The 25,928-nt window shown below is 60.8% G+C and carries 25 protein-coding genes; 8 read left to right on the forward strand and 17 right to left on the reverse strand.

Annotated features, from left to right (window positions below; all coding sequences use genetic code 11):
- Positions 1-12 precede the first annotated feature (12 nt).
- Complete coding sequence (locus tag HBR94_RS08680) at positions 13-1,407, reverse strand: FAD-binding oxidoreductase (protein WP_057960917.1); 1,395 nt, start codon at positions 1,405-1,407, stop codon at positions 13-15.
- 205 nt (positions 1,408-1,612) lie between these two features.
- Here HBR94_RS08680 and serA point away from each other — a divergent pair, with 205 nt between their 5' ends.
- Positions 1,613-2,842 (forward strand): phosphoglycerate dehydrogenase, encoded by a 1,230-nt coding sequence (serA, locus tag HBR94_RS08685; RefSeq protein ID WP_029289418.1) that lies wholly within the window; start codon positions 1,613-1,615, stop codon positions 2,840-2,842.
- 63 nt (positions 2,843-2,905) lie between these two features.
- Here the strand turns inward: serA and HBR94_RS08690 are convergent, their stop codons facing one another.
- Positions 2,906-3,343, reverse strand: coding sequence for a DUF4399 domain-containing protein (locus HBR94_RS08690; RefSeq protein WP_057440418.1), 438 nt, complete (start codon positions 3,341-3,343; stop codon positions 2,906-2,908).
- Between the two features lie 134 nt (positions 3,344-3,477).
- Between HBR94_RS08690 and HBR94_RS08695 the strand changes: the two genes are divergently transcribed.
- Entirely contained in the window at positions 3,478-4,107 is a 630-nt protein-coding gene (locus HBR94_RS08695) for a transporter substrate-binding domain-containing protein (protein WP_057440419.1), read from the forward strand.
- 34 nt (positions 4,108-4,141) lie between these two features.
- On the opposite strand, the gene HBR94_RS08700 is transcribed toward HBR94_RS08695, so the two are convergent.
- Both HBR94_RS08700 and HBR94_RS08705 read right to left on the reverse strand, forming a co-directional pair.
- Positions 4,142-4,636 carry a DUF523 domain-containing protein gene (locus HBR94_RS08700; protein ID WP_057440420.1) on the reverse strand — a complete coding sequence of 165 codons (495 nt, stop codon included), beginning with the start codon at positions 4,634-4,636 and terminating at the stop codon, positions 4,142-4,144.
- 2 nt (positions 4,637-4,638) lie between these two features.
- The gene (locus HBR94_RS08705; RefSeq protein WP_057440421.1) at positions 4,639-5,271 is read right to left on the reverse strand and encodes a 2OG-Fe(II) oxygenase; all 633 of its coding nucleotides are present in this window, start codon (positions 5,269-5,271) and stop codon (positions 4,639-4,641) included.
- Between the two features lie 131 nt (positions 5,272-5,402).
- Here HBR94_RS08705 and HBR94_RS08710 point away from each other — a divergent pair, with 131 nt between their 5' ends.
- Positions 5,403-6,155 (forward strand): DUF2059 domain-containing protein, encoded by a 753-nt coding sequence (locus HBR94_RS08710; protein ID WP_057440422.1) that lies wholly within the window; start codon positions 5,403-5,405, stop codon positions 6,153-6,155.
- A 41-nt stretch (positions 6,156-6,196) separates the two neighbouring features.
- Here the strand turns inward: HBR94_RS08710 and HBR94_RS08715 are convergent, their stop codons facing one another.
- A complete protein-coding gene (locus tag HBR94_RS08715; protein WP_170044517.1) occupies positions 6,197-7,138 on the reverse strand; it encodes an alpha/beta hydrolase in 942 nt (313 codons plus the stop codon).
- Between the two features lie 111 nt (positions 7,139-7,249).
- Between HBR94_RS08715 and HBR94_RS08720 the strand changes: the two genes are divergently transcribed.
- Together HBR94_RS08720 and HBR94_RS08725 are read left to right on the forward strand one after the other, a co-directional pair.
- Positions 7,250-7,825, forward strand: a complete 576-nt coding sequence (locus HBR94_RS08720; RefSeq protein ID WP_170044518.1) for a DUF6436 domain-containing protein — start codon at positions 7,250-7,252, stop codon at positions 7,823-7,825.
- A 27-nt stretch (positions 7,826-7,852) separates the two neighbouring features.
- Positions 7,853-10,222, forward strand: coding sequence for a penicillin acylase family protein (locus HBR94_RS08725; protein ID WP_170044519.1), 2,370 nt, complete (start codon positions 7,853-7,855; stop codon positions 10,220-10,222).
- Positions 10,223-10,247: 25 nt separating this feature from the next.
- Here HBR94_RS08725 and HBR94_RS08730 read toward each other — a convergent pair whose 3' ends face one another.
- The gene (locus HBR94_RS08730; RefSeq protein ID WP_170044520.1) at positions 10,248-11,213 is read right to left on the reverse strand and encodes a GlxA family transcriptional regulator; all 966 of its coding nucleotides are present in this window, start codon (positions 11,211-11,213) and stop codon (positions 10,248-10,250) included.
- Between the two features lie 258 nt (positions 11,214-11,471).
- Between HBR94_RS08730 and HBR94_RS08735 the strand changes: the two genes are divergently transcribed.
- Positions 11,472-12,113, forward strand: a complete 642-nt coding sequence (locus HBR94_RS08735; RefSeq protein ID WP_057960922.1) for an HD domain-containing protein — start codon at positions 11,472-11,474, stop codon at positions 12,111-12,113.
- 130 nt (positions 12,114-12,243) lie between these two features.
- Here the strand turns inward: HBR94_RS08735 and HBR94_RS08740 are convergent, their stop codons facing one another.
- From HBR94_RS08740 to HBR94_RS08775, 8 genes are all read right to left on the reverse strand, one after another.
- Positions 12,244-13,128, reverse strand: coding sequence for an ABC transporter permease subunit (locus HBR94_RS08740; protein ID WP_057440425.1), 885 nt, complete (start codon positions 13,126-13,128; stop codon positions 12,244-12,246).
- Positions 13,125-14,006: an ABC transporter permease subunit gene (locus tag HBR94_RS08745; RefSeq protein WP_169851359.1), complete on the reverse strand. Its 882-nt coding sequence runs from the start codon at positions 14,004-14,006 to the stop codon at positions 13,125-13,127. Before HBR94_RS08745 ends, HBR94_RS08740 begins: the two co-directional genes overlap by 4 nt.
- 35 nt (positions 14,007-14,041) lie before the next feature.
- On the reverse strand, positions 14,042-15,184 hold the full coding sequence (potA, locus tag HBR94_RS08750) for a polyamine ABC transporter ATP-binding protein (protein ID WP_029289449.1): 1,143 nt from the start codon (positions 15,182-15,184) through the stop codon (positions 14,042-14,044).
- A 67-nt stretch (positions 15,185-15,251) separates the two neighbouring features.
- Entirely contained in the window at positions 15,252-16,346 is a 1,095-nt protein-coding gene (locus HBR94_RS08755) for a polyamine ABC transporter substrate-binding protein (protein WP_057440426.1), read from the reverse strand.
- A 241-nt stretch (positions 16,347-16,587) separates the two neighbouring features.
- Positions 16,588-17,700 carry a polyamine ABC transporter substrate-binding protein gene (locus HBR94_RS08760; RefSeq protein ID WP_057440608.1) on the reverse strand — a complete coding sequence of 371 codons (1,113 nt, stop codon included), beginning with the start codon at positions 17,698-17,700 and terminating at the stop codon, positions 16,588-16,590.
- Between the two features lie 178 nt (positions 17,701-17,878).
- The gene (locus HBR94_RS08765; RefSeq protein WP_057960974.1) at positions 17,879-19,243 is read right to left on the reverse strand and encodes an aspartate aminotransferase family protein; all 1,365 of its coding nucleotides are present in this window, start codon (positions 19,241-19,243) and stop codon (positions 17,879-17,881) included.
- Between the two features lie 55 nt (positions 19,244-19,298).
- Positions 19,299-20,657 carry a glutamine synthetase family protein gene (locus HBR94_RS08770; RefSeq protein ID WP_029289457.1) on the reverse strand — a complete coding sequence of 453 codons (1,359 nt, stop codon included), beginning with the start codon at positions 20,655-20,657 and terminating at the stop codon, positions 19,299-19,301.
- 39 nt (positions 20,658-20,696) lie between these two features.
- A complete protein-coding gene (locus HBR94_RS08775) occupies positions 20,697-21,485 on the reverse strand; it encodes a gamma-glutamyl-gamma-aminobutyrate hydrolase family protein (protein WP_170044521.1) in 789 nt (262 codons plus the stop codon).
- 278 nt (positions 21,486-21,763) lie between these two features.
- On the opposite strand from HBR94_RS08775, the gene HBR94_RS08780 reads away from it, so the two are divergent.
- Both HBR94_RS08780 and HBR94_RS08785 read left to right on the forward strand, forming a co-directional pair.
- Positions 21,764-23,140, forward strand: a complete 1,377-nt coding sequence (locus HBR94_RS08780; protein ID WP_170044522.1) for a glutamine synthetase family protein — start codon at positions 21,764-21,766, stop codon at positions 23,138-23,140.
- 210 nt (positions 23,141-23,350) lie between these two features.
- Positions 23,351-23,983, forward strand: a complete 633-nt coding sequence (locus HBR94_RS08785) for a TetR/AcrR family transcriptional regulator (RefSeq protein WP_057440428.1) — start codon at positions 23,351-23,353, stop codon at positions 23,981-23,983.
- Positions 23,984-24,090: 107 nt separating this feature from the next.
- Here the strand turns inward: HBR94_RS08785 and HBR94_RS08790 are convergent, their stop codons facing one another.
- From HBR94_RS08790 to ssuC, 3 genes are read right to left on the reverse strand one after another with little or no spacing between them, the layout of a single operon-like run.
- The gene (locus HBR94_RS08790; protein WP_003213899.1) at positions 24,091-24,306 is read right to left on the reverse strand and encodes a TOBE domain-containing protein; all 216 of its coding nucleotides are present in this window, start codon (positions 24,304-24,306) and stop codon (positions 24,091-24,093) included.
- A 27-nt stretch (positions 24,307-24,333) separates the two neighbouring features.
- Positions 24,334-25,140, reverse strand: coding sequence for an aliphatic sulfonates ABC transporter ATP-binding protein (gene ssuB / locus HBR94_RS08795; protein ID WP_115129236.1), 807 nt, complete (start codon positions 25,138-25,140; stop codon positions 24,334-24,336).
- Positions 25,137-25,925 carry an aliphatic sulfonate ABC transporter permease SsuC gene (ssuC, locus tag HBR94_RS08800; protein ID WP_029289469.1) on the reverse strand — a complete coding sequence of 263 codons (789 nt, stop codon included), beginning with the start codon at positions 25,923-25,925 and terminating at the stop codon, positions 25,137-25,139. Before ssuC ends, ssuB begins: the two co-directional genes overlap by 4 nt.
- Positions 25,926-25,928: the final 3 nt, after the last annotated feature.

The following is a 25,928-nucleotide window of genomic DNA, read 5'->3' on the forward strand; positions in this document are numbered from 1 at the left end:
CTTTCGTGATGGTTAAACAGCGAAGATCTTGCCCGGGTTCATGATCCCGTTCGGGTCGAACACCGCTTTCACTGCCTTCATATATTCGATTTCAACCGGGGAACGGCTGTACGTCAGGTAGTCGCGCTTGGTCATGCCCACGCCATGCTCGGCGGAGATCGAGCCGTTGTACTTCTCGACGGTCTCGAACACCCACTTGTTGACGGTGGCGCACTTGGCGAAGAACTCGTCCTTGGACAGGTTTTGCGGCTTGAGGATGTTCAAGTGCAAGTTGCCATCACCGATATGGCCGAACCAGACAATTTCGAAGTCTGGGTAGTGTTCGCCGACGATTGCGTCGATTTCCTTGAGAAATGCCGGCACTTTCGACACGGTGACCGAGATGTCGTTCTTGTACGGCGTCCAGTGGGAGATGGTCTCGGAGATGTACTCGCGCAGCTTCCACAGGTTGTGCAACTGGGTTTCGCTCTGGCTCATCACGCCATCCAGCACCCAGCCCTGCTCGACGCAGTGTTCGAAGGTTTCCAGGGCGTGGTTGGCCACTTCTTCGGTAGTGGCTTCGAATTCCAGCAGGGCGTAGAACGGGCACTCGGTGTCGAACGGTGCCGGCACATCGCCACGGCCGAGAACTTTGGCCAATGCCTTGTCGGAAAAGAACTCAAAGGCGGTCAGGTCCAGCTTGCTCTGGAACGCGTGCAGTACCGGCATGATCGAGTCGAAGTCAGCAGTGCCCAACACCATGGCGGTGAGGTTTTTCGGCGCCCGGTCCAGGCGCATGGTGGCTTCGACCACAAAGCCCAGGGTGCCTTCGGCGCCGATAAACAGCTGGCGCATGTCATAGCCGGTGGCGTTCTTGATCAAGTCGCGGTTCAGTTCCAGCACATCGCCCTTGCCGGTGACGACCTTCATGCCCGCCACCCAGTTGCGGGTCATGCCGTAGCGAATGACCTTGATCCCGCCGGCATTGGTGCCGATATTGCCGCCAATCTGACTGGAACCGGACGAGGCGAAGTCCACCGGGTAGTACAGGCCGTTTTCTTCGGCGACGTTCTGCAACTGCTTGGTGACCACACCCGGCTGGCACACGGCGGTGCGATCGGTGAGGTTCACGTCGAGGATCTGGTTCATATAGTCGAACGACACCACCACTTCGCCATTGGCCGCCACGGCGGCCGCCGACAGACCGGTACGCCCACCGGATGGCACCAGCGCCACCTTGTGCGTGTTGGCCCAGCGGACAATGGCCTGCACCTGTTCAATGGTCTTGGGGAAGACGATAGCGGTCGGGGCGGGGGCGAAGTGCTTGGTCCAATCCTTGCCGTAAGCCTCCAGGGAGTCGGCATCGGTCAGCACTTTGCCGGGCTCAACCAGGGTCTTTAGCTCATCAATCAGGGCAGGATGGGTCATCGACAGAACTCTCGAACAATTCATGGTCATCCTGAGAACGCTTCACGTCGCAGGAATGAGTGTTTAGCGGGGCGCGTATGCTAGCATACCGCCCCCGCAGGACAGAGCCCAAGGGCGTTTCTGCGGTGACGGCTTTCCTGCCGTCCGGGTCAGCTTAAGCGATCCGATTCCCTGCCATTTTTCTCCGGGATACAGGTTTACGCAGATGAGCAAGACTTCTCTCGATAAGAGCAAGATCAAGTTCCTTCTTCTGGAAGGCGTCCACCCATCGGCCGTCGACGTCCTAAAGGCCGCCGGGTACACCAGCATTGAGTACATCACCAGTTCTCTGCCGGAATCCCAGCTCAAGGAAAAGATCGCCGACGCGCACTTTATCGGCATTCGCTCCCGCACCCAGTTGACCGAAGAGATCTTCGACCACGCCAAGAAGTTGGTGGCGGTCGGCTGTTTCTGCATCGGCACCAACCAGGTCGACCTCAATGCAGCGCGCGAGCGCGGTATCGCGGTGTTCAACGCCCCGTACTCGAACACCCGTTCCGTGGCGGAGCTGGTGTTGGCGGAAGCCATCCTGCTGTTGCGCGGTATCCCTGAGAAGAACGCTTCCTGCCACCGTGGCGGCTGGATCAAGAGCGCGGCCAACTCCTTCGAAATCCGCGGCAAGAAGCTGGGTATCGTCGGTTACGGCTCCATTGGTACCCAACTGTCGGTACTGGCTGAAGGCCTGGGCATGCAGGTGTTCTTCTACGACACCCTGACCAAGCTGCCGTTGGGCAACGCCACCCAGGTGTCGAGCCTGACCGAACTGCTGGGCATGTCCGACATCGTTACCCTGCACGTGCCGGAAACCGCTGAGACCCAGTGGATGATCGGCGAGAAAGAAATCCGCGCCATCAAGAAGGGCGGGATCCTGATCAACGCCGCACGCGGCACCGTGGTCGAGCTGGATGCCCTGGCCGACGCGATCAAGGACAAGCACCTGATCGGCGCCGCTATCGATGTGTTCCCGGTGGAGCCGCGCTCCAACGACGACATCTTCGAAAGCCCGCTGCGCGGCCTGGACAACGTGATCCTGACCCCGCACATCGGCGGTTCCACCGCTGAAGCCCAGGCCAACATCGGCCTGGAAGTGGCAGAGAAGCTGGTCAAGTACAGCGACAACGGTACGTCGGTGTCCTCGGTCAACTTCCCGGAAGTGGCCCTGCCGGCTCACCCTGGCAAGCACCGCCTGCTGCACATCCACCAGAACATCCCGGGTGTGATGATGGAGATCAACAAGGTTTTCGCGGAAAACGGCATCAACATCTCCGGTCAGTTCCTGCAGACCAACGAGAAGGTCGGCTACGTGGTGATCGACGTCGACGCCGAGTACTCGGACCTGGCGCAAGAGAAGCTGCAGCACATCAGCGGCACTATTCGTAGCCGCGTGTTGTTCTAAGGTTTCAAGCGTGTACGAAAAAGGGAGCCCCGAGGGGCTCCCTTTTTTTCGTCTGAACAAATCTTACTTGACGGTAACGGTGATCACTTTTGAGGCTACAGTAGGCTCGAACTGACGATGCAGGTTATCGCCCGCCACCAGTTGCAGGGTGTGCTTGCCTGGGGCCAGGGTCAGCTCGGTCTTGGTTTGCGCCTTGCCGAAGTGGATCACGGTATCGGTGGCCGGAATCGGCTGGCTTGGGTCAGGCAATTGGGTCTGGTCGACCAGCAGGTGGTGATGGCCTGCGCCTGGCACCTGTTTGTCGATGGGTTCCAGGTCCATGCCTTTGATGCCGAACTCGACGGTGAAGGTCTTATCGACCGTAGCACCATCCTTGGGTGAAACAATGAACACTTCAGCACCCTTTGGCGCCGGTGTACGTGGGATATCTGCGGCAGACGCCAGCATTGAAGCCCCCAGCAGCAGGCTGGCCAGGGTTGCACGAGACAAAATGGCTTTCATTAACTTCTCCAGTTTTTCTGTGAAATCTGTAGGGTTATGACAACTTAGTGACGAAACGTTGTCCAAGGCACTCGACACCATAGCAAAGCGAGCCTTAACCGCGTCTCGCACCTTCGAATTCTTTAGGAGTGACCATGCGTTTTCTGCCTGGCCTGTTACTTGTGCTGCCTTTGCTGAGCCCCCTGGCTCACGCCGAACTGTTCGACGACGTGTTTGACCGTGGGGAGCTGCGCATTGCCCTGGAAGCGGACACGCCGCCCTTCAACTTCAAGGAAGGCGACAAACTCACCGGTTTTGAAGTGGAACTGGGTGAGTTACTGGCTCGGGAAATGGACGTACGCGCCTCCTTTATCACCACCGACGACAGCGACTTGCTGCCCGGCGTGGAAAGCGGCAAGTACGACGTGGCGATCAACCACATCGCTGTGACTCCTGAACTGCAGGATCGTTTCGATTTCAGCGCGCCGTATAGCTATTCCAGCGCAAGCTTGATTGCACACAAGCAGCAAAAGCCCCTGCTGGGCAGCCTCGATGCGCTCAAAAGCAGCCAGTTCATAGCCAAGGCGCAGCCCGTTGAAGGTGTGGACCTGCGCCGCCCGGTGAATGCCAACGCGACGTTGACCCTGGCGATCCCCTTCCAGAAGGGCAACCCGGCGTTCAAATCGAGCCTGGATAAAGCACTGGAGCGGATCAAAGCCGATGGGCGGCTGACGGCCCTGTCGGAAAAGTGGTTTGAGGCTGACACCAGCAAACCCACCCAATAAGCAATGTGGGCACAAGCCCACCCTCCCATTGGATCTAGGTCGGGTTTGAGAGCTGGGCCAGGGCGGCAGCCGCCTCAACCAGCTCCAGCTCGCTGAACACCAGTACCCCATGGCGCTTGAGCAACGCCGCCGTCACGCCTTCGCCCGTGACTTTCACCCCACTGAAGGTGCCGTCATACGTCAGCAGGTTGCCGCATGACGGGCTGTTGGCCTTGAGTACGGCGATGCGGATGCCATGAAGCTGCACCAAAGCCAGGGCCTGGCGCGCGCCGTCAAGGAAGGCTTCGCTGAAGTCCTCGCCATTGGCGGTCAACACTTGGGCGCGGCCTTCCCACACATCCATGCCCTGCCCGCCCGGAATCTCGGCAGATGGCCGTGGGGTAGGCAGGCCACCGGCCACTTCCGGACACACCGCGACCACTCGGCCCTCGGCTTGCCAGGTCGCCAGTTGGTCAAACGGCCCGCTGGCCCCACCGTCGTAACGTACGCGATGCCCCAGCAGGCAGCGGCTGACCAGAATCTTTTGCATGCTCAAAACGGCTCGTTGCCCCGCCGGCGAAACCAGCCGGTCAGGGACAAGCGTTCGCGGTGGGCAGGCAGGACTTCATGGGGCACTTCCCCCGACAGGAACACCACCAGGCAACCGCCGGCGGGGTCCACATCGTGCTCAACGCCGTCCTTGAGGTACATGCGTAACTGGCCGCCGTGCTCGGGCAGCCAGTCCTGGTTCAGGTAGACCACCGCCGAGACCATGCGCCGGTCATCGTCGCGAAAACGGTCGAGGTGCTTGAGGTAAAACGCCCCCGGCGGGTACATGGCGAAGTGGCATTCGAACTCTTCCAGGCCGAGGAACAGCCCACGGTTCATCGCCAGCCGCAGGCTGTCCATCAACGCCAGATAGCGGTCACAGATAGCTGCCTGGCCGGGCTCCAGCCACTGGATATGGTCGCCACGGATCCCCTCGCGAATCTCCTGGGCCGGGCCGCGTCCGACAGCGGCCGGTGCCAATTCACCTTCAGCGGCACGTTTATGGCACTCAGCCGCCAGTTCCAGGGTCAGAGCCTCTGGCAGGAAGATGTTCTGCTGCGACCAGCCCTTCACGGCCAGGTCGTCGACAATGCGTAGCAGCAGCGGGTCATCAGGGGATATTTGCATGGCGCGCATAGTATCCATACGCCTGGCAAACCGACAGCGCCGCCTAGCGCCTAAACACACTTTAGTCAGGTGACTGATAGGACTTCTCGACAAATCCTACGCCCGACACGGACAATAGTGGCCGACTGACAGGAGTCCCTATGCGTCGTTTGTTTTTATCCTTGCTGATGTTCTGCGTATTGCCCGCCTGGGCAGACAGCCATGACCAGTTGTATGCGGTCGCCGGCTGGCCGGAACAACGCGCGCATTTTAATGACGCCTTGAGTGCTGCCCAGCAGCGCTACCGCAACAGCTTGCCGCCGGCGGTGTACCAGGCGCTGGTGGACAACAGCAATAAACGCTTCGCCCCCAAGGCCATGGATCAGCGCGCCGAAGCCCAGTTGCGCCAGAACCTGGCGGACCCCAAACCGGCGCTGGCGTTTTTCCAATCGCCGCTGGGGCGCAAGATTGTCGCCGCCGAGTTGCTGGCGACCCGCCGTGACCAGTTGGCCAAGAACGCCCAGGGCTTGCCGCAGATCCAGGCCGACGCCACCCGCAGCCTGATCATCGGCCACCTGGCCCAGGCCCTGCCCGCCCGCGAAGCCGGGGCCGAGGTCAGCCTGGCGATTGCCGGCGTGGCCGCAGACAGCCTGAGCCAGATGATCCCCGGCCTGTTGGGCGGCGGTCAGGCGCAAAGCATGCTCAACGGCCAGCGCGAGCGCTTGATGCAGCAGATCGGCAATGACCTGAACAACACTTTGCTGTACGTCTATCGGGATCTGTCGGACCCGGAGCTGGAAGAGTTCGCCACCTTTGCCGAATCGCCAGAAGGCAAGGCTTACTACCAGGCGGCACTGGCGGCGATCCGCGCCGGGCTGGCGGTGGGGCAAAGCACTTCAAGCCTGGCGCCGTAACAATCTGCGAGCGGGTTTGCCTGCTCCCAGATTTGATTGCGTCAGGTCAGATGGTCGCTGAGAAACTTGAAGTATTCCTCGCGAATTTGCGGCAGTTCATTGGCCAGATGATGCCGGCCCTTGGGCAACATCAGGATCTGCGGCTGATCAAACTTGCCGCGCAGCACCTGCAGATTGTGCTGCCAATCCACCGTCATATCCTCCTCGCCCTGCACGATCAGGGGCCGTCGCGTGCTGCGCGGCGCAGCCTCGATGCGTTTGATCCAGCGCGCCAGCGCGCCCACCCAGGCGGTCGGCAACTGCCGGGGCTGTAGCGGATCGGCTTCGAGGAACGGACGGAACGCCGGGTCATTGCTGTTATCGCTGAAACGTCGGGCGATGCCTTTGACGAACGGCTTGAGCAGGTAATAGCTCAGTTGCGACCAACCCCAGGCACGCGGCCGCACCAGTGGCGACAACAGGAAGGTCTGGCCTTGCGCCGGGCTGCTGGCGCCCTGGTTGAGCAGATGGTCCACCACAATCGCCCCGCCAGTGCTTTGCCCGAACAGATGCCAGGGCTTGGGCAACTGCAGCGCGTCGGCCTGTGCGAACAAGCCCTGCACCACATGCTGGTACACCGCGAAGTCGTCGATACTGGCGCGCTCACCGCTGGACAGGCCATGGCCCGGCAAATCGCAGGCAATCACCACGAAGCCCTGGTCCAGGCCCCACTCCACCACGCTGCGGTACAACCCCATGTGGTCGTAAAAACCGTGGAACATAAACAGTGTTGCCACAGGTTGCGCCGGCCACCAGACCTGGCTGACCACCTCGAACCCATCCACTTCGAAGCGCCCCAGGCGGCTGGCCACCGGGTTTTTGCGCGCGGCCAGGTCCAGCCCGTAGAAGCGCTGGTAGACCCTGGCCTCAGCCGAAAGCGGCTGCGCGTCCACCAGGGGCCGCAAGCTTTCGCGCAGATGATCGGGGTCAAAGGTAACGGGCATAAGTACTTCCAGACTAGGGCTTCACAGCAGTGAACAGATGAATATCGAGTCGCGATATTCATCTGTCAGGGCAAGCATGGCAAGCTACGCCACCGTCGAGGATTGTTCTGAATGCGAAAACCCTACCGCTCTGCCCTGCTCGCCAGCCTGATCCTGCTGATCTGCGCCGCCGTGCTGTGGGCCGCGTATGACTGGTTCCAGGGCCGCTACCTGCGGGCATTCAGCGAACATACGGCGGTGTTCTCCGGCGACCTGCTGCGCCTGCCCGCCGACCTCGCCGGCCCCGGCCCGATCCGCCTGGTGCACTTCTGGGACCCGGCCTGCCCGTGCAATGTCGGCAACCAGCAGCACCTGAGCGAACTGATCGAGCAATACGCGCCCCAGGGCGTGGAGTTCTATGCCCTGCAAAAAGCCGGCAGCCACGGCCAACTGCCCGAGAACCTCGGGGCGATGAAAATCATCACCGCCCTGCCCGGCGCCGACCAGGTACCCGCCAGCCCAGCGGTAGGCATCTGGGACCGCAACGGCAAACTGGCGTATTTCGGCCCGTACAGCGAGGGCCTGACCTGTAATTCGAGCAACAGCTTTATCGAACCGATCCTGCAGGCGCTCAACGGCGGCCGCGCGGTGAATGCGACCCACACCCTGGCGGTGGGCTGCTATTGTTCCTGGCCAAAAGGCTCCTAGCCCAACTTCTAATAATAAGGATCGTTCATGAAGCGCGTCTTGTCGGGTCTCGCGGCCCTGCTGGTGTTGATCGCCCTCGGGGCTGGCTGGTACGTCTACAGCAAGCAACCGACCCGCCAGGGCACGGTGGAGCTGGCCAACCTGCAAGGCTCGGTGACGGTGCGCTACGACGACCGTGGGGTGCCGCATATCCGCGCCGAGAACGAGGCCGACCTGTATCGCGCCCTGGGGTATGTGCACGCCCAGGACCGCCTGTTCCAGATGGAAATCATGCGCCGCCTGGCGCGCGGTGAGCTGGCCGAGGTGCTCGGCGCCAAGTTGCTCGACACCGACAAACTGTTCCGCAGCCTGCGCATCCGCGAGCGCGCCACCACCTACGCGGCGCAGATGGACCGCCAGTCACCGCACTGGAAGGCCCTGCAAGCCTATCTGGACGGGATCAACCAATATCAGGACCGCCACGCCAGCCCCATGGAGTTTGACGTGCTGGGCATCCCCAAGCGGCCGTTCACCGCCGAAGACACCATCAGCATCGCCGGCTACCTGGCCTACAGCTTTGCCGCAGCTTTTCGCACAGAGCCCTTGCTGACCTACGTGCGCGACCAACTGGGCAGCGACTACCTGAAGGTGTTTGACCTCGACTGGAAACCCAAGGGCGACCTGAGCCTGGCCGCCGCCGACTGGCAGGGCTTGAGTGCCATCGCCCGCCTCAGCGAGCAGGCCCTGGCCGACAATGGCCTGCCGCAGTTCGAAGGCAGCAACGCCTGGGCCATCAGCGGCAACCGCACCAAGAGCGGCAAGCCGTTGCTGGCGGGCGACCCGCATATCCGCTTCTCGGTGCCGTCGGTGTGGTACGAGGCGCACCTGTCGGCGCCCGGCTTTGAACTCTACGGTTATCACAACGCCCTGGTGCCGGTGGCGTTCCTGGGCCACAACAAAGCGTTCGGCTGGAGCCTGACGATGTTCCAGAACGATGACCTCGACCTGATCGCCGAGCAGGTCAACCCGGACAACCCCAACCAGGTGCGCTACCACGACCAGTGGGTCGACATGACGACCAGCGAGCAACAGATCGCGGTCAAGGGCCAGGCCCCGGTGACGCTGACCCTGCGCCAGTCGCCCCACGGCCCGATCATCAACGACGTGCTCGGCGCCAATGCCGGCACCACGCCGATTGCCATGTGGTGGGCGTTCCTCGATACCGAAAACCCGATCCTCGATGGTTTCTACCAGCTCAACCGCGCCGACACCCTGGCCAAGGCCCGCATGGCAGTGGCCAAGGTGCATGCGCCGGGGCTGAATATCGTGTGGGCCAATGCCAAGGGCGATATTGGCTGGTGGGCTGCAGCGCAGTTGCCGATCCGCCCGGCCGGGGCCAACGCCGGATTCATCCTCGATGGCAGCACCGCCCAGGCCGACAAGCTGGGTTTCTACCCTTTCAGCGCCAACCCCCAGGAAGAAAACCCGGCCCGTGGCTACGTGGTCTCGGCCAATGCCCAGCCAGTGTCGCCTACTGGCGTGCAGATCCCCGGCTACTACAACCTGGCGGACCGTGGCCAACAGTTGAACGCGCAATTGAGCGACAACCAGGTCAAATGGGACCTGGACAACAGCCAGGCCCTGCAACTGGGCACCACCACCGCCTACGGGCCACGCCTGCTGGCGCCGCTGTTGCCGGTGCTGCGCGAGGTGGTCAAGGATCCCGCCGAACTCAAGTTGCTGGAACAGTTGGCCGCGTGGAAAGGTGATTACCCGGTGGAGTCGATCCCGGCCACGCTGTTCAACCAACTGTTATACGACCTGACCGACGCGGCCTTTCGTCCCAAGCTGGGTGACGAGATGTTCAAGACCCTGATCACCACCCGTGTGGTCGACGCCGCCTTGCCGCGCCTGGCCGCTACTGCCGATTCGCCGTGGTGGAACGGGCAGCGCGCCGCGACCGTCAAGCGCGCCTGGGACAACAGCCTGGCCCATCTGAAAAGCACCTTCGGCGACGACCCGGCACAATGGCAGTGGGGCAAGGCCCATACCCTGACCCACGGCCATCCACTGGGCATCAAGCAGCCGCTGGACCAGATCATCAATGTCGGGCCGTTTGCCGCACCGGGCAGCCACGAAGTGCCGAACAACCTGTCGGCAATCATTGGCCCGGCACCGTGGCCGGTGACTTACGGCCCGTCCACCCGACGCCTAGTGGACTTCGCCGACGCCGCTCACGCCCTGACCATCAACCCGGTGGGCCAAAGCGGCGTGCCATTCGACAAGCACTATGCCGATCAGGCCGAGACCTATATCGAAGGCGGGTACGAACAGGCGCATTTTGATGAAGAAGAGGTCCAGGCCAATACCCGTGGCACCCTCAAACTGTTGCCCGCCCGCCCCCCACAACAGCCCTGAAGAAACACACTAAACATGTGGGAGCTCAAACCGGCGCCGCAAAGTTGAGTCGGAACTGCTGCGACGTCACCCCCAGCCGGCGATTGAACACACTGCGCAGGTGCTGGGCGTCGCGAAAGCCGCATTGGTAGGCCACGGTCTTCAGCGGCGCCGTGCTGCTTTCCAGTAGCACCCGCGCCGCATCCACCCGCGCCCGCTCGACAAACTCCGCCGGGGTGATCTGCGCTTCACGGGCAAATACCCGCGAGAAATTGCGCGCACTCATATTGGCCGCGCGGGCCAGGTCAGCAATGCCCAGGTCGCCGGTCAGGTTCGCCAGCACATACAACTGCACCTGTGCCACGGCTGAGGAGGCTTCGGCGTGGGGCGTGAGAAACGGGCTGAACTGCGATTGGCCGCCGCTGCGCTGGGTAAACACCACCAGGCGCTTGGCCACGCTCAACGCCACTTGCGGGCCGTGGTCCTGGGCCAGCAGGTACAACGACAGGTCGATACCCGCCGTGACCCCGGCCGACGTGTAGAGGTTGCCGTCCTGCACGTAGAGGCGGTCGGCGTCGACCTGAGTCGAGGGGCACAGGCGCGCCAGATCAGCCGCGTCGCTCCAGTGGGTGGCAACGGTTTTGCCATCCAGCAATCCGGCCCGGGCCAGCATGAAGGCGCCGTTACAGATCGAACCGAAGCGCCGGGCCCTGGCGCTGGCGTCCTGCAGCCACTGATTGAACGCCGGGCCGAAATCCTCGAAGGGCAACTGCGGGCCGCCAGCGACCAACAGCAGGTCATAGGCTTGCAGGGCTTCGCTGTAATGGGTGTGGGCCTGCAATGACAGGCCGTTGGAACAGGCGATCTGGCCCTGGACCTGGCCGATGACTTCGAGCTGGTAATGATCCTCCGGCGCCAGGAAGCGATTGGCCTCGCAGAACACATCCATGGGACCGGTCACATCCAGTGACTGGACGCCGGGAAAGATCAGGATCGCGACGGTCTTGTGCATGGGTAAACCTTCCTCTGGACTGTCGCAAAACCCTGTGGGAGCTGGCTTGTCTGCGATGGCATCACCTGGGTATACCTGATGTACCGAGGCGATGCTATCGCAGGCAGGCCAGCTCCCACATTGGATCGTGTACAACCATGGCGCGATATGAAGGCACATTGGCCGGGATCGCGCCCCTGCGGCGGTGGTTGCCTGGCAACTGGGCGATCAGACTGCACTCATCAGCGCCAACCCCGCGCTTTCTTGAGGATCATGACCATGAGCACCACCATCGCCGGCATCCAAATCCCCGACAGCGCCCTGGCCAAGGCCACCACCGAATACATCCGCGACATTGAATCCGACCTGCTCTACCACCACTCCCGCCGGGTGTTCCTGTTTGGTGCCTTGAGCGGCGAGCGCAAGCAGATGGCCTATAACCCGGAACTGCTGTACGTCGGCGCGATGTTCCATGACCTGGGCCTGATGGACGGGCACCGCAGCGATGACGAGCGTTTTGAAGTGGACGGCGCCAACGCGGCCGCCGCCTTTCTCAAGCCCTATGGCTTGAGCGATGACGATATCGAGCAAGTATGGCTGTCCATCGCCCTGCACACCACGCCAGGCGTGCCCAAGCACCTGCGCCCTACTGTCGCCCTGGTGACCGCTGGCGTGGAGATGGACGTGCTGGGCATGGACTACGCCGCGTTTACACACGTGCAGCGCGAGGCGGTGGTGCATGCGCATCCACGGGGTGAAGGGTTCAAGGAGTGCATCATCTGCGCGTTTGCCGACGGGTTGCGCCATCGCCCGCAGACCACGTTTGGCAACGTGAAGACCGATGTGCTGGTGGATCAGGAGCCGGGGTTCAAGCCGATGAACTTTGTCGAAGTGATTCGCCAGTCGCCGTGGACGGCTTAATCAACTTGAAATGCAATCAAATGTGGGAACTGGCTTGCCTGCTATAGCGGTGGTTCAGTCACATCTTCAGTGACTGACACTCTGCTATCGCAGGCAAGCCAGCTCCCACATTTTAAGCCTGTTTCGGCAGTTAGACCGGTGCTGGCGCCCGGCGTACATCCGGCTGTTTCCAGCCATCCGCTGCCGCTTCTTCGATGGCTTGCTGGATGGCCTTCTTGCGCCGCTCTTCAGCACGGCGGCTGAAGAACCACACCAGGAACGTCACCAGCGACACCGCCAGCAAAATCAGGCTGGCCACGGCGTTGATCTCGGGTTTGACCCCAAGGCGCACCGCCGAGAACACTTCCATCGGCAAGGTGGTCGAACCCGGGCCCGAGACGAAGCTGGCCAGTACCAGGTCATCCAGGGACAACGCGAAGGACATCATGCCGCCCGCCGCCAGCGACGGCGCGATCATCGGGATGGTGATCAGGAAGAACACCTTCCACGGCCGCGCACCGAGGTCCATGGCCGCCTCTTCGATCGACAGGTCCAGCTCACGCAAGCGCGCCGACACCACCACCGCCACATACGCCGCACAGAACGTGGTGTGGGCGATCCAGATGGTGACGATGCCACGCTCCTGGGGCCAGCCGATCATCTGCGCCATGGCCACGAACAGCAGCAACAGCGACAGACCGGTGATCACTTCCGGCATCACCAGCGGCGCGGTCACCAGGCCGCCAAACAGCGTACGGCCCTTGAACTGGCTGATACGGGTCAGCACGAACGCTGCCAACGTACCCAGCGCCACCGCGGCCACCGCCGTGTAGCAGGCGATTTCCAGGGAGCGCGCCACCGAGCCCATCAACTGGGTGTTGTCCAACAGGCCCACGTACCACTTGATCGACCAACCGCCCCACACCGTCACCAGCTTCGATTCGTTGAACGAATAGATCACCAGGATCAGCATCGGCAGGTAGATGAACAGCAGCCCTACGACCAGCATGAAGCTGGAGAAACTGAAGCGCTTCATACCTTGCCCTCCATCTCTTTGGCTTGGCTGCGGTTAAACAGAATGATCGGCACGATCAGGATCGCCAGCATCACCACCGCCAGCGCAGAAGCCACCGGCCAGTCACGGTTGTTGAAGAACTCTTGCCACAACACTTTACCGATCATCAGGGTTTCCGGGCCGCCCAGCAGTTCCGGGATCACGAACTCGCCCACCACCGGGATGAATACCAGCATGCAGCCGGCGATGATGCCGTTCTTGGACAGCGGCACGGTGATTTTCCAGAAGCTGTTGAAGGTGCTCGAACCCAGGTCCGACGCGGCCTCCAGCAAGCTCTGGTCGTGCTTCACCAGGTTGGCGTACAGCGGCAGGATCATAAACGGCAGGTACGAATAGACCACGCCGATATACACCGCGATATTGGTGTTGAGGATCTGCAACGGCTCGTTGATCAGGCCCATGGACATCAGGAAGCCATTGAGCAAGCCGTTGTTGCTGAGGATGCCCATCCACGCATACACGCGGATCAGGATCGCGGTCCAGGTCGGCATCATGATCAGCAGCACCAGCACGGTCTGCATCTCTTTGCGCGCACTGGCGATGGCGTAGGCCATCGGGTAGCCGATCAGCAGGCACAAGGCCGTGCTGAAAAACGCCATCTTCAACGAGCCCAGGTAGGCGGCGATGTACAGCTCGTCGCCGGCCAGCAGGCTGTAGTTGGCCAGGTTGAGCACCACCTCCAGCTTCTGCTCGATGTAGGTGTAGATCTCGGTGTAGGGCGGGATCGCCACGTCGGCTTCGGCAAAGCTGATCTTCAGGACGATGAAGAACGGCAGCATGAAGAACAGGAACAGCCACAGGAACGGAATCCCGATGACCACCTGCTTGCCGCTGGGAATTATTCGGTGCAATCGCCGTTTGAATTTCTTCATGTTCATGAGCGAAGTACCACGCCGCTGTCGTCTTCCCACCACACGTAGACCTGGTCACCCCAGGTCGGCCGCGCGCCACGGCGTTCGGCGTTGGCGACGAAGGACTGCACAAGCTTGCCGCTCGGCAGCTCGACGTAGAACACCGAATGGCCGCCCAGGTAGGCGATGTCATGCACCTTGCCGCTGGACCAGTTGTGCTCGCAGGTTGGCATCTCGGTGGTGACCAGCAGCTTTTCCGGGCGGATAGCGTAGGTCACCGATTTGTCTTCCACCGACGTGGCGATGCCATAACCCACGTAGATATCGCGGTCCAGGTCGGCGCACTTGAGCACTGCGTGGCCTTCGGCGTCATCCACCACCACGGTGTCGAAGATGTTGACGTTGCCGATGAACTCGCACACCAGGCGGCTGGTGGGGGTTTCGTAGATGTCGATCGGGCTGCCGATCTGCGCGATCCAGCCCAGGTGCATGATCGCGATGCGCTCGGCCATGGTCATGGCCTCTTCCTGGTCGTGGGTCACCATCACGCAGGTCACGCCGACGCGCTCGATGATTTCGACGAGTTCAAGCTGCATCTGCGAACGCAGCTTCTTGTCCAGGGCGCCCATCGGCTCATCGAGCAGCAGCAGTTTCGGGCGCTTGGCCAGGGAACGGGCCAGGGCCACCCGCTGACGCTGGCCGCCAGACAACTGGTGCGGCTTGCGCTTGGCGTACTGGCTCATCTGTACCAGCTTGAGCATCTCGGCCACGCGGGCCTCGACTTCGGCCTTGGGGATCTTGTCCTGTTGCAGGCCGAAGGCGATGTTCTGCGCCACGGTCATGTGGGGGAACAAGGCGTAGGACTGGAACATCATGTTGATCGGCCGCTCGTAGGGCGGCATATCGGTGATATCAACACCGTCGAGGAAAATCCGCCCTTCGGTCGGGCGCTCGAAACCTGCGAGCATGCGCAGCAAGGTGGATTTGCCCGAACCCGATCCGCCGAGCAAGGCGAAGATCTCGCCTTTCTTGATTTCCAGGGACACATCGTCCACGGCAATCGTCTCGTCGAACTTCTTCGTGACCCGGTCGATTTTGACCAACACCTTTTTCGGTGTCTGGTCGCCCTCGAGGGCTTTCTTATAGGCGCCGGAGGCAACTGCCATTTACGAAACTCCCAGAAAAAAAGAGTGCAGAACGTCCAATACAGACGAACCTTAGATAGTGTGAGCCTTACTTGCCCGTCTTGACCTTGGTCCAGCTACGGGTCATCAAGCGTTGCACTTTCGGTGGTAGCTCGAAGTTGACAAACGTCCGGTCGAGAACCGCCTGCGGTGGGTAAACCGCTTCGTCGGTGCGTATTGATTGCTCCATCAACGTATCCGACCCAGGGTTAGGGTTGGCGTAGCCGACGTAATCACTGACCTGAGCGATCACTTCAGGTTGCAGTAAATAGTTGATGAAGGCGTGGGCCTCCTTGACGTTGGTCGAGTCCTTGGGGATCGCCAGCACGTCAAACCACAGGTTGCCGCCTTCTTTCGGAATCGCGTAGGCGATGTTTACGCCCTTGCCAGCCTCGCTGGCGCGGGCCTTGGCCTGGAACACATCGCCGGAGAACCCGGCGGCCACGCAGATATTGCCGTTGGCCAGGTCCGAGATGTATTTGGATGAGTGGAAGTAGGTCACGTAGGGACGCACTTTCAGGAGTTTTTCCTCAGCCTTCTTGTAGTCGGCCGGGTTGGTGCTGTTGGGGTCCAGGCCCATGTAGTTGAGCACCGCTGGCAGCATTTCATCCGCCGAGTCCATAAAGGACACGCCGCAACTGGCCAGCTTCTTCATGTTTTCCGGCTCGAACAGCACGGCCCAGGAGTCGATTTTGTCGACACCCAGCACTTCTTTGACTTTGTCGACGTTGTAGCCAATGCCGTTGGTGCCCCACAGGTAAGGCACGGCGTATTGGTTACCCGGGTCGTTCTTTTCCAGGCGCTTGAGCAGCGCCGGGTCGAGGTTGGCGTAGTTGCTCAACTGCGCCTTGTCGATTTTCTGGAACGCGCCCGCCTTGATCTGCTTGCCCAGGAAGTGGTTGGACGGCACCACCACGTCATACCCGGTGCGCCCGGCCAGCAATTTGCCTTCCAGGGTTTCGTTGGAATCGAACACGTCGTAGACGGGCTTGATGCCGGTGGCCTTTTCAAAGTTGGCCAGGGTGTCGGGGCCGATATAGTCCGACCAGTTATAAACATGCACAGTCGAAGCCGCCTGCACGCTGACTGCCAACGTGAGACCCGCCCCTACCAGCAAGGCTTTGCGAAATAAAGAAATTGGCAAGTGGAGGTCCTCTTAAATAGTTGGGCCCAAAGTTGTTGCCCGACAACAAAACCGGCGCGCAACTTACCCTCGATAAACCGATCCGGCAAAGCTTTCTGTCATTTAATGGGTGGGAGCGGGCTTGTGTGGGAGCGAGCTTGCTCGCGAAGGCGGCGTGTCAGCCTGCATATGTCTCTACTGACACGCCGCTTTCGCGAGCAAGCCCGCTCCCATCCAACCCCCCTCCCACACCTATCAAGGCTTATTTACCCGACTTGATCTTGGTCCAGCTGCGCGTCAGCAGGCGCTGGGTAGCGGCCGGCAGATCGCTGATTGCATACAGCTTGGCTTTCACTGCATCCGACGGATAGATGCTCGGGTCACCCGAGATATCCTTGCTCACCAGCGGCGTGGCAGCCTTGTTACCGTTCGGGAAACGTACGCTGTTGGTGATTTCAGCCATGACTTCAGGTTTGAGCAGGTAGTTCATGAACTGGTAGGCGGCGTCCAGGTTCTCGGCATCTTTAGGGATGGCGACCATGTCGTAGAAGCTGCCTGCGCCTTCCTTGGGAATGGCGTAGGAAACTTTAACCTTGCCACCGGCTTCAGCCGCGCGGGATTTGGACTGTTCCAGGTCACCCGAGTAACCCACGGCCACGCAGATGTTGCCGTTGGCCAGGTCCGAGATGTACTTGGAGGAGTGGAAGTAACCCACCGAAGGACGGATCTTGAGGAACAGCGCTTCGGCTTCAGCCAGTTGCTTCTTGTCCTGGCTGTCGGTCGGGTAGCCCAGGTAGTGCAGGGCCACCGGGATCATTTCGGTTGGCGAGTCGAGGAAGCTCACGCCACAGCTTTTGAGTTTTTCGATGTTCTCGGGCTTGAACAGCACATCCCACGAATCGATCTTGTCGACGCCCAGCGCAGCCTTGACCTTGTCCGGGTTGTAGCCGATGCCGATGGTGCCCCACATGTACGGGAATGCGTGCAGGTTGCCTTTGTCGCTGGCATCACCCACGGCCTTGAGCAGGTCGGTGTCGAGGTTCTTCCAGTTTGGCAGCTTGGACTTGTCCAGCTCCTGATACACACCGGCCTTGATCTGCTTGGCCAGGAAGTTGTTCGACGGTACGACGATGTCGTAGCCGGACTTGCCCGCCAGCAGCTTGGCTTCCAGGGTTTCGTTGCTGTCGAAAACGTCGTACACCACCTTGATGCCGGACTCTTTCTCAAAGTTGGCTACGGTGTCCGGTGCAATGTAGTCGGACCAGTTGTAGACGTGCAGCACTTTGTCGGCAGCCTGGGCCGTGCCTGCCATTGCGCCCATCAGGGACAAGGCCAGGAGGGTCTTGCCGGCGTTCTTCAAACCTAATGCCTTCATTCGGTCATGCTCCAATTTTTCTTTTTTGGGCCACATTTTTCTACGTTTCATGGCCCGTCGAAGGGCGACAAAACAGGGCGACAGTCTGGCAAGTTCAGGGGCCGGCTTTCAACCAAAGCCCCGCATTTATCATTACCCGAATGCAACAGCCGCAGCCGCTGCATCCTGAGCCTAGCACTTAGCCCTGCAATGCCGCCAAAGTCAGGTCCAGGCAATGGCGAGCCTTGGTCACCAGCTCGTCAATCTCGGCCTTGCTGATCACCAGCGGCGGCGAAATGATCATGGTGTCGCCCACGGCGCGCATGATCAGGCCATTTTCGAAGCAGAAGGTGCGGCAGATCATGCCCACGCCCTTTCCTTCATAACGCTTGCGCGTGGCCTTGTCCTGGACCAGCTCGATCGCACCCAACATGCCGACACCGCGCACTTCGCCCACCAGCGGATGATCCGCCAGCTCACGTAGACGCTTCTGCAAATACGGTGCCGTTTCGTCATGGACGCGGCTGACAATTTTTTCATCGCGCATGATGCGGATGTTTTCCAGGGCCACCGCAGCAGCCACCGGGTGCCCGGAATAGGTGAAGCCGTGGTTGAAATCGCCGCCTTCGTTGAGCACCGCCACCACTTCGTCGCGCACAATCAGGCCGCCCATGGGGATATAGCCCGAGGTCAGGCCCTTGGCGATGGTCATCATGTCCGGCTTGAGATCGTAGAAATCGCTACCGAACCACTCACCGGTGCGGCCAAAGCCACAGATCACTTCGTCGGCGACAAACAGGATGTCGTACTTGGCGAGGATTTCCTTGATGCGCGGCCAGTAGCTGGCTGGCGGCACGATCACACCGCCGGCGCCCTGGATCGGCTCGGCAATAAAGGCTCCGACGTTGTCCACGCCCAGTTCCAGAATTTTCTCTTCCAGTTGGTTGGCGGCCCACACCCCGAACTCTTCAGGGCTCATGTCGCCGCCTTCGCCGAACCAGTACGGCTGGGCGATATGCACGATGCCCGGGATCGGCAAGTCGCCCTGCTCATGCATATAAGTCATGCCGCCCAGGCTGGCGCCGGCCACGGTGGAACCGTGGTAGCCATTCTTGCGGCTGATGATGGTTTTCTTGTTCGGCTGGCCCTTGATCGCCCAGTAGTGGCGGACCATGCGCAACATGGTGTCGTTGCCTTCGGAGCCGGAGCCGGTGAAGAACACGTGGTTCATGCCGGCCGGGGCGATATCGGCGATGGCCTTGGCCAGTTCCAGCACCGGCGGGTGGGCAGTCTGGAAGAACAGGTTGTAGTAAGGCAGTTGTTTCATCTGCTTGGCGGCGGCGTCAGCCAGCTCATCGCGGCCATAACCGATGGCCACACACCACAGGCCGGCCATGCCGTCGAGGATCTTGTTGCCTTCGCTGTCCCACAGGTAAACGCCCTTGGCGTTGGTGATGATGCGCGGGCCTTTCTCTTTCAACTGCTTGAAGTCGCTGAACGGCGCCAGGTGATGATCGTTGCTCAGGGCTTGCCATTCACGGGTTTGCGGGTTGTTGCTGGACATACCAATCTCCAAAAAGTAGGTGAAGGTGCGGCCCATCCTGGCCGCACCCGGCGCATCAGACGGCGAAGAGCAGGAATTCCCGCTCCCACGAACTGATCACGCGCTTGAAGTTTTCATGCTCGGCCCGCTTGACCGCGACGTAGCCAGTGATGAATTTGTGACCCAGGTATTTCTCGATGGTCTTGCTGTTTTCCATGCGTTCCAGTGCATCTTCGATGGTCAACGGCAGGCGCAGGTTGCGTCGCTCGTAGCCACGACCGACCACCGGGGCGCTCGGGCTGATGCCTTCGACCATGCCGATATAACCGCACAGCAGGCTGGCGGCGATGGCCAGGTACGGGTTGGCATCGGCGCCCGGCAGGCGGTTTTCCACGCGGCGGTTCTGCGGGCCGGCATCCGGCACGCGCAGGCCCACGGTGCGGTTCTCTTCACCCCACTCCACGTTCACCGGCGCCGAGGTGTCGGGCAGGAAGCGGCGGAACGAGTTGACGTTGGGCGCAAACAGCGGCAACAGCTCGGGGATGAACTTCTGCAGGCCACCGATGTGGTGCAGGAACAGCTCGCTCTTGGAGCCGTCCTCATTGGAGAACACATTTTTGCCGGTGGCGATATCAATGATGCTCTGGTGCAGGTGCATGGCACTGCCGGGCTCGCCGGTCATCGGCTTGGCCATAAAGGTGGCAGCCACGTTGTGCTTGAGCGCGGCTTCACGCATGGTGCGCTTGAACACCAGGATCTGGTCGGCCAGGGACAGGGCATCGCCGTGACGGAAGTTGATTTCCATCTGCGCCGTGCCGTCCTCGTGGATCAGGGTGTCCAGGTCCAGCTCCTGCAGCTCGCACCAGTCGTAGACGTCTTCGAACAGTGGGTCGAATTCGTTGGCCGCTTCTATAGAGAAGGACTGGCGACCGGTTTCCGGGCGGCCGGAACGGCCAATCGGCGGTTGCAACGGGAAGTCAGGGTCTTCGCAGCGCTTGGTCAGGTAGAACTCCATCTCCGGCGCCACGATGGGCTGCCAGCCTTTGTCGGCGTAGAGCTTGAGGACTTTCTTGAGCACGTTGCGCGGCGACAGCTCGATCGGGTTGCCTTGCTTGTCGTAGGTGTCGTGGATCACCTGGGCGGTGGGCTCGATGGCCCAGGGCACCAGGAACACCGCGTTCTGGTCGGGACGGCAGATCATGTCGATGTCGGCCGGGTCGAGCAATTCGTAATAGATGTCGTCTTCGACATAGTCGCCGGTCACGGTCTGCAACAGAACGCTCTCGGGCAGGCGCATGCCTTTTTCGGCAATGAACTTGTTGGTCGGCGAGATCTTGCCCCGGGTGATCCCCGTGAGGTCGCCAATCATGCATTCGACTTCTGTGATCTTGTGGTCTTTCAACCAATCGGTGAGCTGGTCGAGGTTGTTACTCATAAATGCCTCTGGGCTGGGTTTCCTGACATCCATTAAAGGTCAGGCGCTGTTTGACGCGTGTGCGTCTCTTTGTTTCGCCCGCGTTCGGCAGGCATCGCCAAATGCCTGGAAGATCGCGAGGTAGTACGGGTTGGAGCTTACCTGCCATTCGGGGTGCCATTGCACTCCTAATGCAAAAGCGTCTGCAAATGCCTTGCCCTGTTTGAGCGAAAAAGCCTCGATCAGGCCATCCGGCGCGGTCGCTTCGACCTGCAGGCCCGGCGCCAGGCGCTCAACGCCCTGGCTGTGGATCGAATTGACCTGGATCGTGGCCGGCAAGCCCAGGCCCGCCAATACCCCGCCCGGCGTGATCGCCACGGCGTGCGCCGGGCCGTACTGGATATCCAGCGGCTGGGTATCGTCTTCGCGGTGATCAAGCATACCCGGCAACTCATGAACCTTCTGGTGCAGGCTGCCGCCCAGGGCCACGTTCATTTCCTGGAAGCCCCGGCAGATCCCCAGCACCGGCACACCTGCGGCAATCGCAGCACGAATCAGCGGCAGGGTGCTCTGGTCCCGTGCAGGATCATGAGCAGTCCCGGGCGCGCTGGCCGGACCGTCGTAATGAAAGGGTTCGATATTGGAAGGGGAGCCGGTAAAGAGAATGCCATCCAGACCGTCAAGAATATTGGCCGGTTCGAACAGCTCCGCCAGGGACGGAATAATCAATGGCAGGCCCTTGGCAGCGACTGCCACGGCGCGGACGTATTTGTCGCCACTGATGTGATAAGCATGCAGACCAACCTGTTTGGAGCAGGCGGTGACGCCGATTAACGGCAGGCCAGACATGAAGCACCCCGGTATTATTGCTGTTATGGGTTTGAATCGAGCTTAGCCTTGTTCATTTTTTTACACAACACCCCCGTAAAAAATACAACACGGCCCGCTCAAGCCTGCTAGTCCCAAGCCGGTCAAACTGGCAAAACTGCCCAAAAAAGCCGCAAAAAACCCCTCAAGGCGCTTTTTTAGGGCAAAAAAGGCCTCGCTTGACTTCGGCAAGCCGTTCGGGTTGACTGAAACCAGAAAAGATCAATGATTGATATTTTTAACAACAAAGGTGTTGCATCATGTCGGTACCCCCGCGTGCCGTTCAGCTTAACGAAGCGAACGCGTTCCTTAAGGATCATCCTGAGGTTCTGTACGTAGACCTTCTAATTGCGGATATGAATGGTGTGGTGCGCGGTAAGCGCATCGAACGCACCAGCCTCCACAAGGTTTACGAGAAAGGCATCAACTTGCCGGCCTCTTTATTTGCCCTGGATATCAATGGCTCAACGGTGGAAAGCACCGGCCTGGGTCTGGACATCGGTGATGCTGACCGAATCTGTTATCCAATCCCCGACACCCTGTGCAATGAACCCTGGCAAAAGCGCCCTACCGCGCAACTGCTGATGACCATGCACGAACTTGAAGATGAACCTTTCTTCGCCGATCCGCGCGAAGTGCTCCGCCAAGTTGTAACCAAGTTTGACGACATGGGCCTGACCATCTGCGCCGCCTTCGAGCTTGAGTTCTACCTGATCGACCAGGAGAACGTGAACGGCCGGCCACAACCTCCCCGCTCGCCGATTTCCGGCAAACGCCCGCACTCGACACAGGTCTACCTGATCGACGACCTCGACGAATACGTCGACTGCCTCCAGGACATTCTGGAAGGTGCCAAAGAGCAAGGCATCCCGGCTGACGCCATCGTCAAGGAAAGTGCCCCGGCGCAGTTCGAAGTGAACCTGCACCACGTCGCCGACCCGATCAAGGCGTGCGACTACGCGGTACTGCTCAAGCGTTTGATCAAAAACATTGCCTACGACCATGAGATGGACACCACCTTCATGGCCAAGCCTTACCCAGGCCAGGCCGGCAATGGTTTGCACGTGCATATTTCGATCCTGGACAAAGACGGCAAGAACATCTTTGCCAGCGAGGATCCCGAGCAGAACGCCGCATTGCGTCACGCGATCGGCGGTGTGCTGGAGACCCTGCCTGCACAAATGGCCTTCCTGTGCCCCAACGTCAACTCCTACCGTCGTTTCGGCGCACAGTTCTACGTGCCGAACTCGCCGTGCTGGGGCCTGGACAACCGCACCGTGGCGATTCGCGTACCGACCGGCTCGTCCGACGCCGTCCGTATCGAACACCGCGTGGCCGGCGCCGATGCCAACCCTTACCTGCTGATGGCTTCGGTCCTGGCAGGCGTGCACCACGGTCTGACCAACAAGATCGAACCTGGCGCACCGGTGGAAGGCAACAGCTACGAGCAGAACGAGCAAAGCCTGCCGAACAACCTGCGTGATGCCCTGCGCGAGTTGGACGACAGCGAGGTGATGGCCAAGTACATCGACCCGAAATACATCGATATCTTCGTCGCCTGTAAGGAAAGTGAGCTGGAGGAGTTTGAACACTCCATCTCCGACCTTGAGTACAACTGGTACCTGCATACCGTGTAAGCGGATGCTGCAACAAATGAACGCTGCAGGCTTATGGCCTGCGGCGTTTTTTATGGCCTGCTATCTCGTTCCCACGCTCTGCGTGGGAATGCAGCCCGTGACGCTCTGCGTCACAACAGCGGACGCAGAGCGTCCTAAGAGGCGTGCCCACGCAGAGCGTGGGAACGATCAAGGTCGCGTACAATGCCCGCTGCCCTGTAGGAGACATCCATGACCCGCCCCGCCGCCCCTCGCAAACCCCGCGCCCGCAGCCAGGCCCGGATCGACGCGATCCTCGATGCTGCCCGCACCTTGCTGGCCGCCGAAGGCGTGGCCAGTCTGTCGATCTACAGCGTGGCCGAACGGGCGCAGATTCCGCCGTCATCGGTGTATCACTTTTTCGCCAGCGTCCCGGCCTTGCTCGAAGCCCTGACCGCTGACATTCACGCCGCCTTCCGCGCCGCGCTGCAAGCCCCCATCGACCACGACAGCCTGCACCACTGGCGCGACCTGTCGCGCCTGGTGGAGTTGCGCATGCTGGCGATCTACAGCAAGGACGCCGCCGCCCGCCAACTGATCCTCGCCCAGCACGGCCTCACCGAAGTGACCCAGGCCGACCGCCAGCATGACCTGGAGTTGGGGGACTTGATGCAGCAAGTGTTCAACCGTCACTTTGAAGTGCCGGTGCTGCCGGCGGATGTGGACGTGTTTGCCCTGGCGCTGGAGCTGAGCGACCGCGTGTATGCACGCTCGGTACATCAGCATGGGCAGATCACCCCGCGCATGGCGGAGGAAGGGATGCGGGTGTTTGATGCGTATGTGGGGCTTTATTTGCCGGTGTTTTTGCCCAAGCGCCCTCAATGATCGTTCCCACGCTCTGCGTGGGAACGATCATTGAGGGCGCTCTGCGTCCGCTCTTGTGAAGCAGAGCGTCACGGGGTGCATTCCCACGCGGAGCGTGGGAGCGATCATCACAGTTTAGCGATCGACACCTCGGTGGATTTCACAAAGGCAATCACTTCACTGCCAATCACCAGCTCCAGCTCTTTCACCGAGCGGGTGGTGATCACCGACGTGACGATACCGGACGCGGTCTGCACGTCGATTTCCGACAGTACGTCGCCTTCGACGATTTCCTTGATGGTGCCTTTGAACTGGTTACGCACGTTGATCGCTTTGATAGTCATGGTGTTATTCCTCAAGGGACAAGTGAGTTAGTGCGCCCAACGCAACTGCGTAGGCAACGGTGAAACAGGTTCCGGCTCAGGCGGCGTGCCGGGCAGTGACAACACACGGTTAAGCACTTCGGTTTCCAGGGCCGCCAGGCGATGGGAGCCACGGACCCGCGGGCGCGGTAGTTCGACGTGCAGGTCGAGGCCGATTTCGCCGTCTTCGATCAGGATCACCCGATCGGCAATGGCCACGGCTTCGCTGACGTCATGGGTCACCAGCAACACGGTAAACCCGTGTTTGCGCCACAGGTTCTCGATCAGTTGCTGCATCTCGATCCGGGTCAGGGCATCCAGCGCGCCCAAGGGTTCATCCAGCAGCAACAAGCGCGGTTGGTGAATCAAGGCGCGGGCCAGGGCCACCCGTTGTTTCTGGCCACCGGACAACGCCGCTGGCCATTCATCGGCACGCTCGGCCAGGCCGACCGCTTCCAACGCCTCCAGGGCCTGGGGTCGCCAGTTGCCCTTAAGGCCCAGGCCGACGTTATCAATGATCTTTTTCCACGGCAGCAGGCGCGCTTCCTGGAACATCAGCCGCGTGTCTTCCAGGGCTTCGCTCAACGCTGCAGAGCCGGCCAGCAACTCGCCGCTGCTGGCTTCATCCAGGCCGGCCAGCAGGCGCAGCAAGGTACTTTTGCCGCAGCCACTGCGCCCGACCACGGCGACAAATTGACCCGCCGGAATATGCAGGTCGATGCCCTTGAGCACTTCCCGCGCGCCAAATGCCTTGCGCAACGTGCGCACTGCCAGCGGGATGCCCCGCAGCAGACGTGGAGGTTGTTGGGCGGTCATGCCGCACCTCCTTTATGCACTTGATAGGCCGGATGCCAGCGCAGCCAAACCCGCTCCAGGCCACGCGCGGCAAGGTCCGCCAACTTGCCGAGTACCGCGTACAGCACAATCGCCAGCACCACCACGTCAGTTTGCAGGAACTCCCGGGCATTCATCGCCAGGTAGCCAATACCGGAACTGGCAGAGATGGTTTCTGCAACGATCAGCGTCAGCCACATAAAACCCAGGGCAAAACGCACCCCCACCAGGATCGAGGGCAGGGCCCCGGGCAGGATCACCTGGCGAAACAGGCTGAAGCCCGATAAGCCATAACTGCGTGCCATCTCCACCAGCGCCGGGTCGACGTTGCGGATACCGTGATAGGTGTTGAGGTAGATCGGGAACAGCGTGCCGAGGGCGACCAGGAAAATCTTCGCCGTTTCATCAATGCCAAACCACAGAATCACCAGCGGGATCAGCGCCAGGTGCGGCACGTTGCGAATCATCTGCACCGAGCTGTCCAGCAGGCGCTCACCCCATTTCGACAGGCCGGTGATAAACCCCAGGGCCAGGCCGATGCCGCCGCCGATCACAAAACCGAGGCCGGCGCGCCAGCCGCTGATGGCCAGGTGCGTCCAGATTTCACCGCTGCTGACCAGGTGCACCCCGGCTGCAATCACCGCGCTGGGGGCCGGCAGAATCCGTGTCGACAACCAGCCCGCCGACACCGACAACTGCCACACCGCCAGCAACAGGATCGGCAGCGCCCACGGTGCCAGTCGATGCAAAATCCGTTGACTGTTCATGAC

The organism is Pseudomonas sp. WS 5412, from assembly GCF_012985615.1.
GTDB classification, from domain to species: domain Bacteria; phylum Pseudomonadota; class Gammaproteobacteria; order Pseudomonadales; family Pseudomonadaceae; genus Aquipseudomonas; species Aquipseudomonas shahriarae.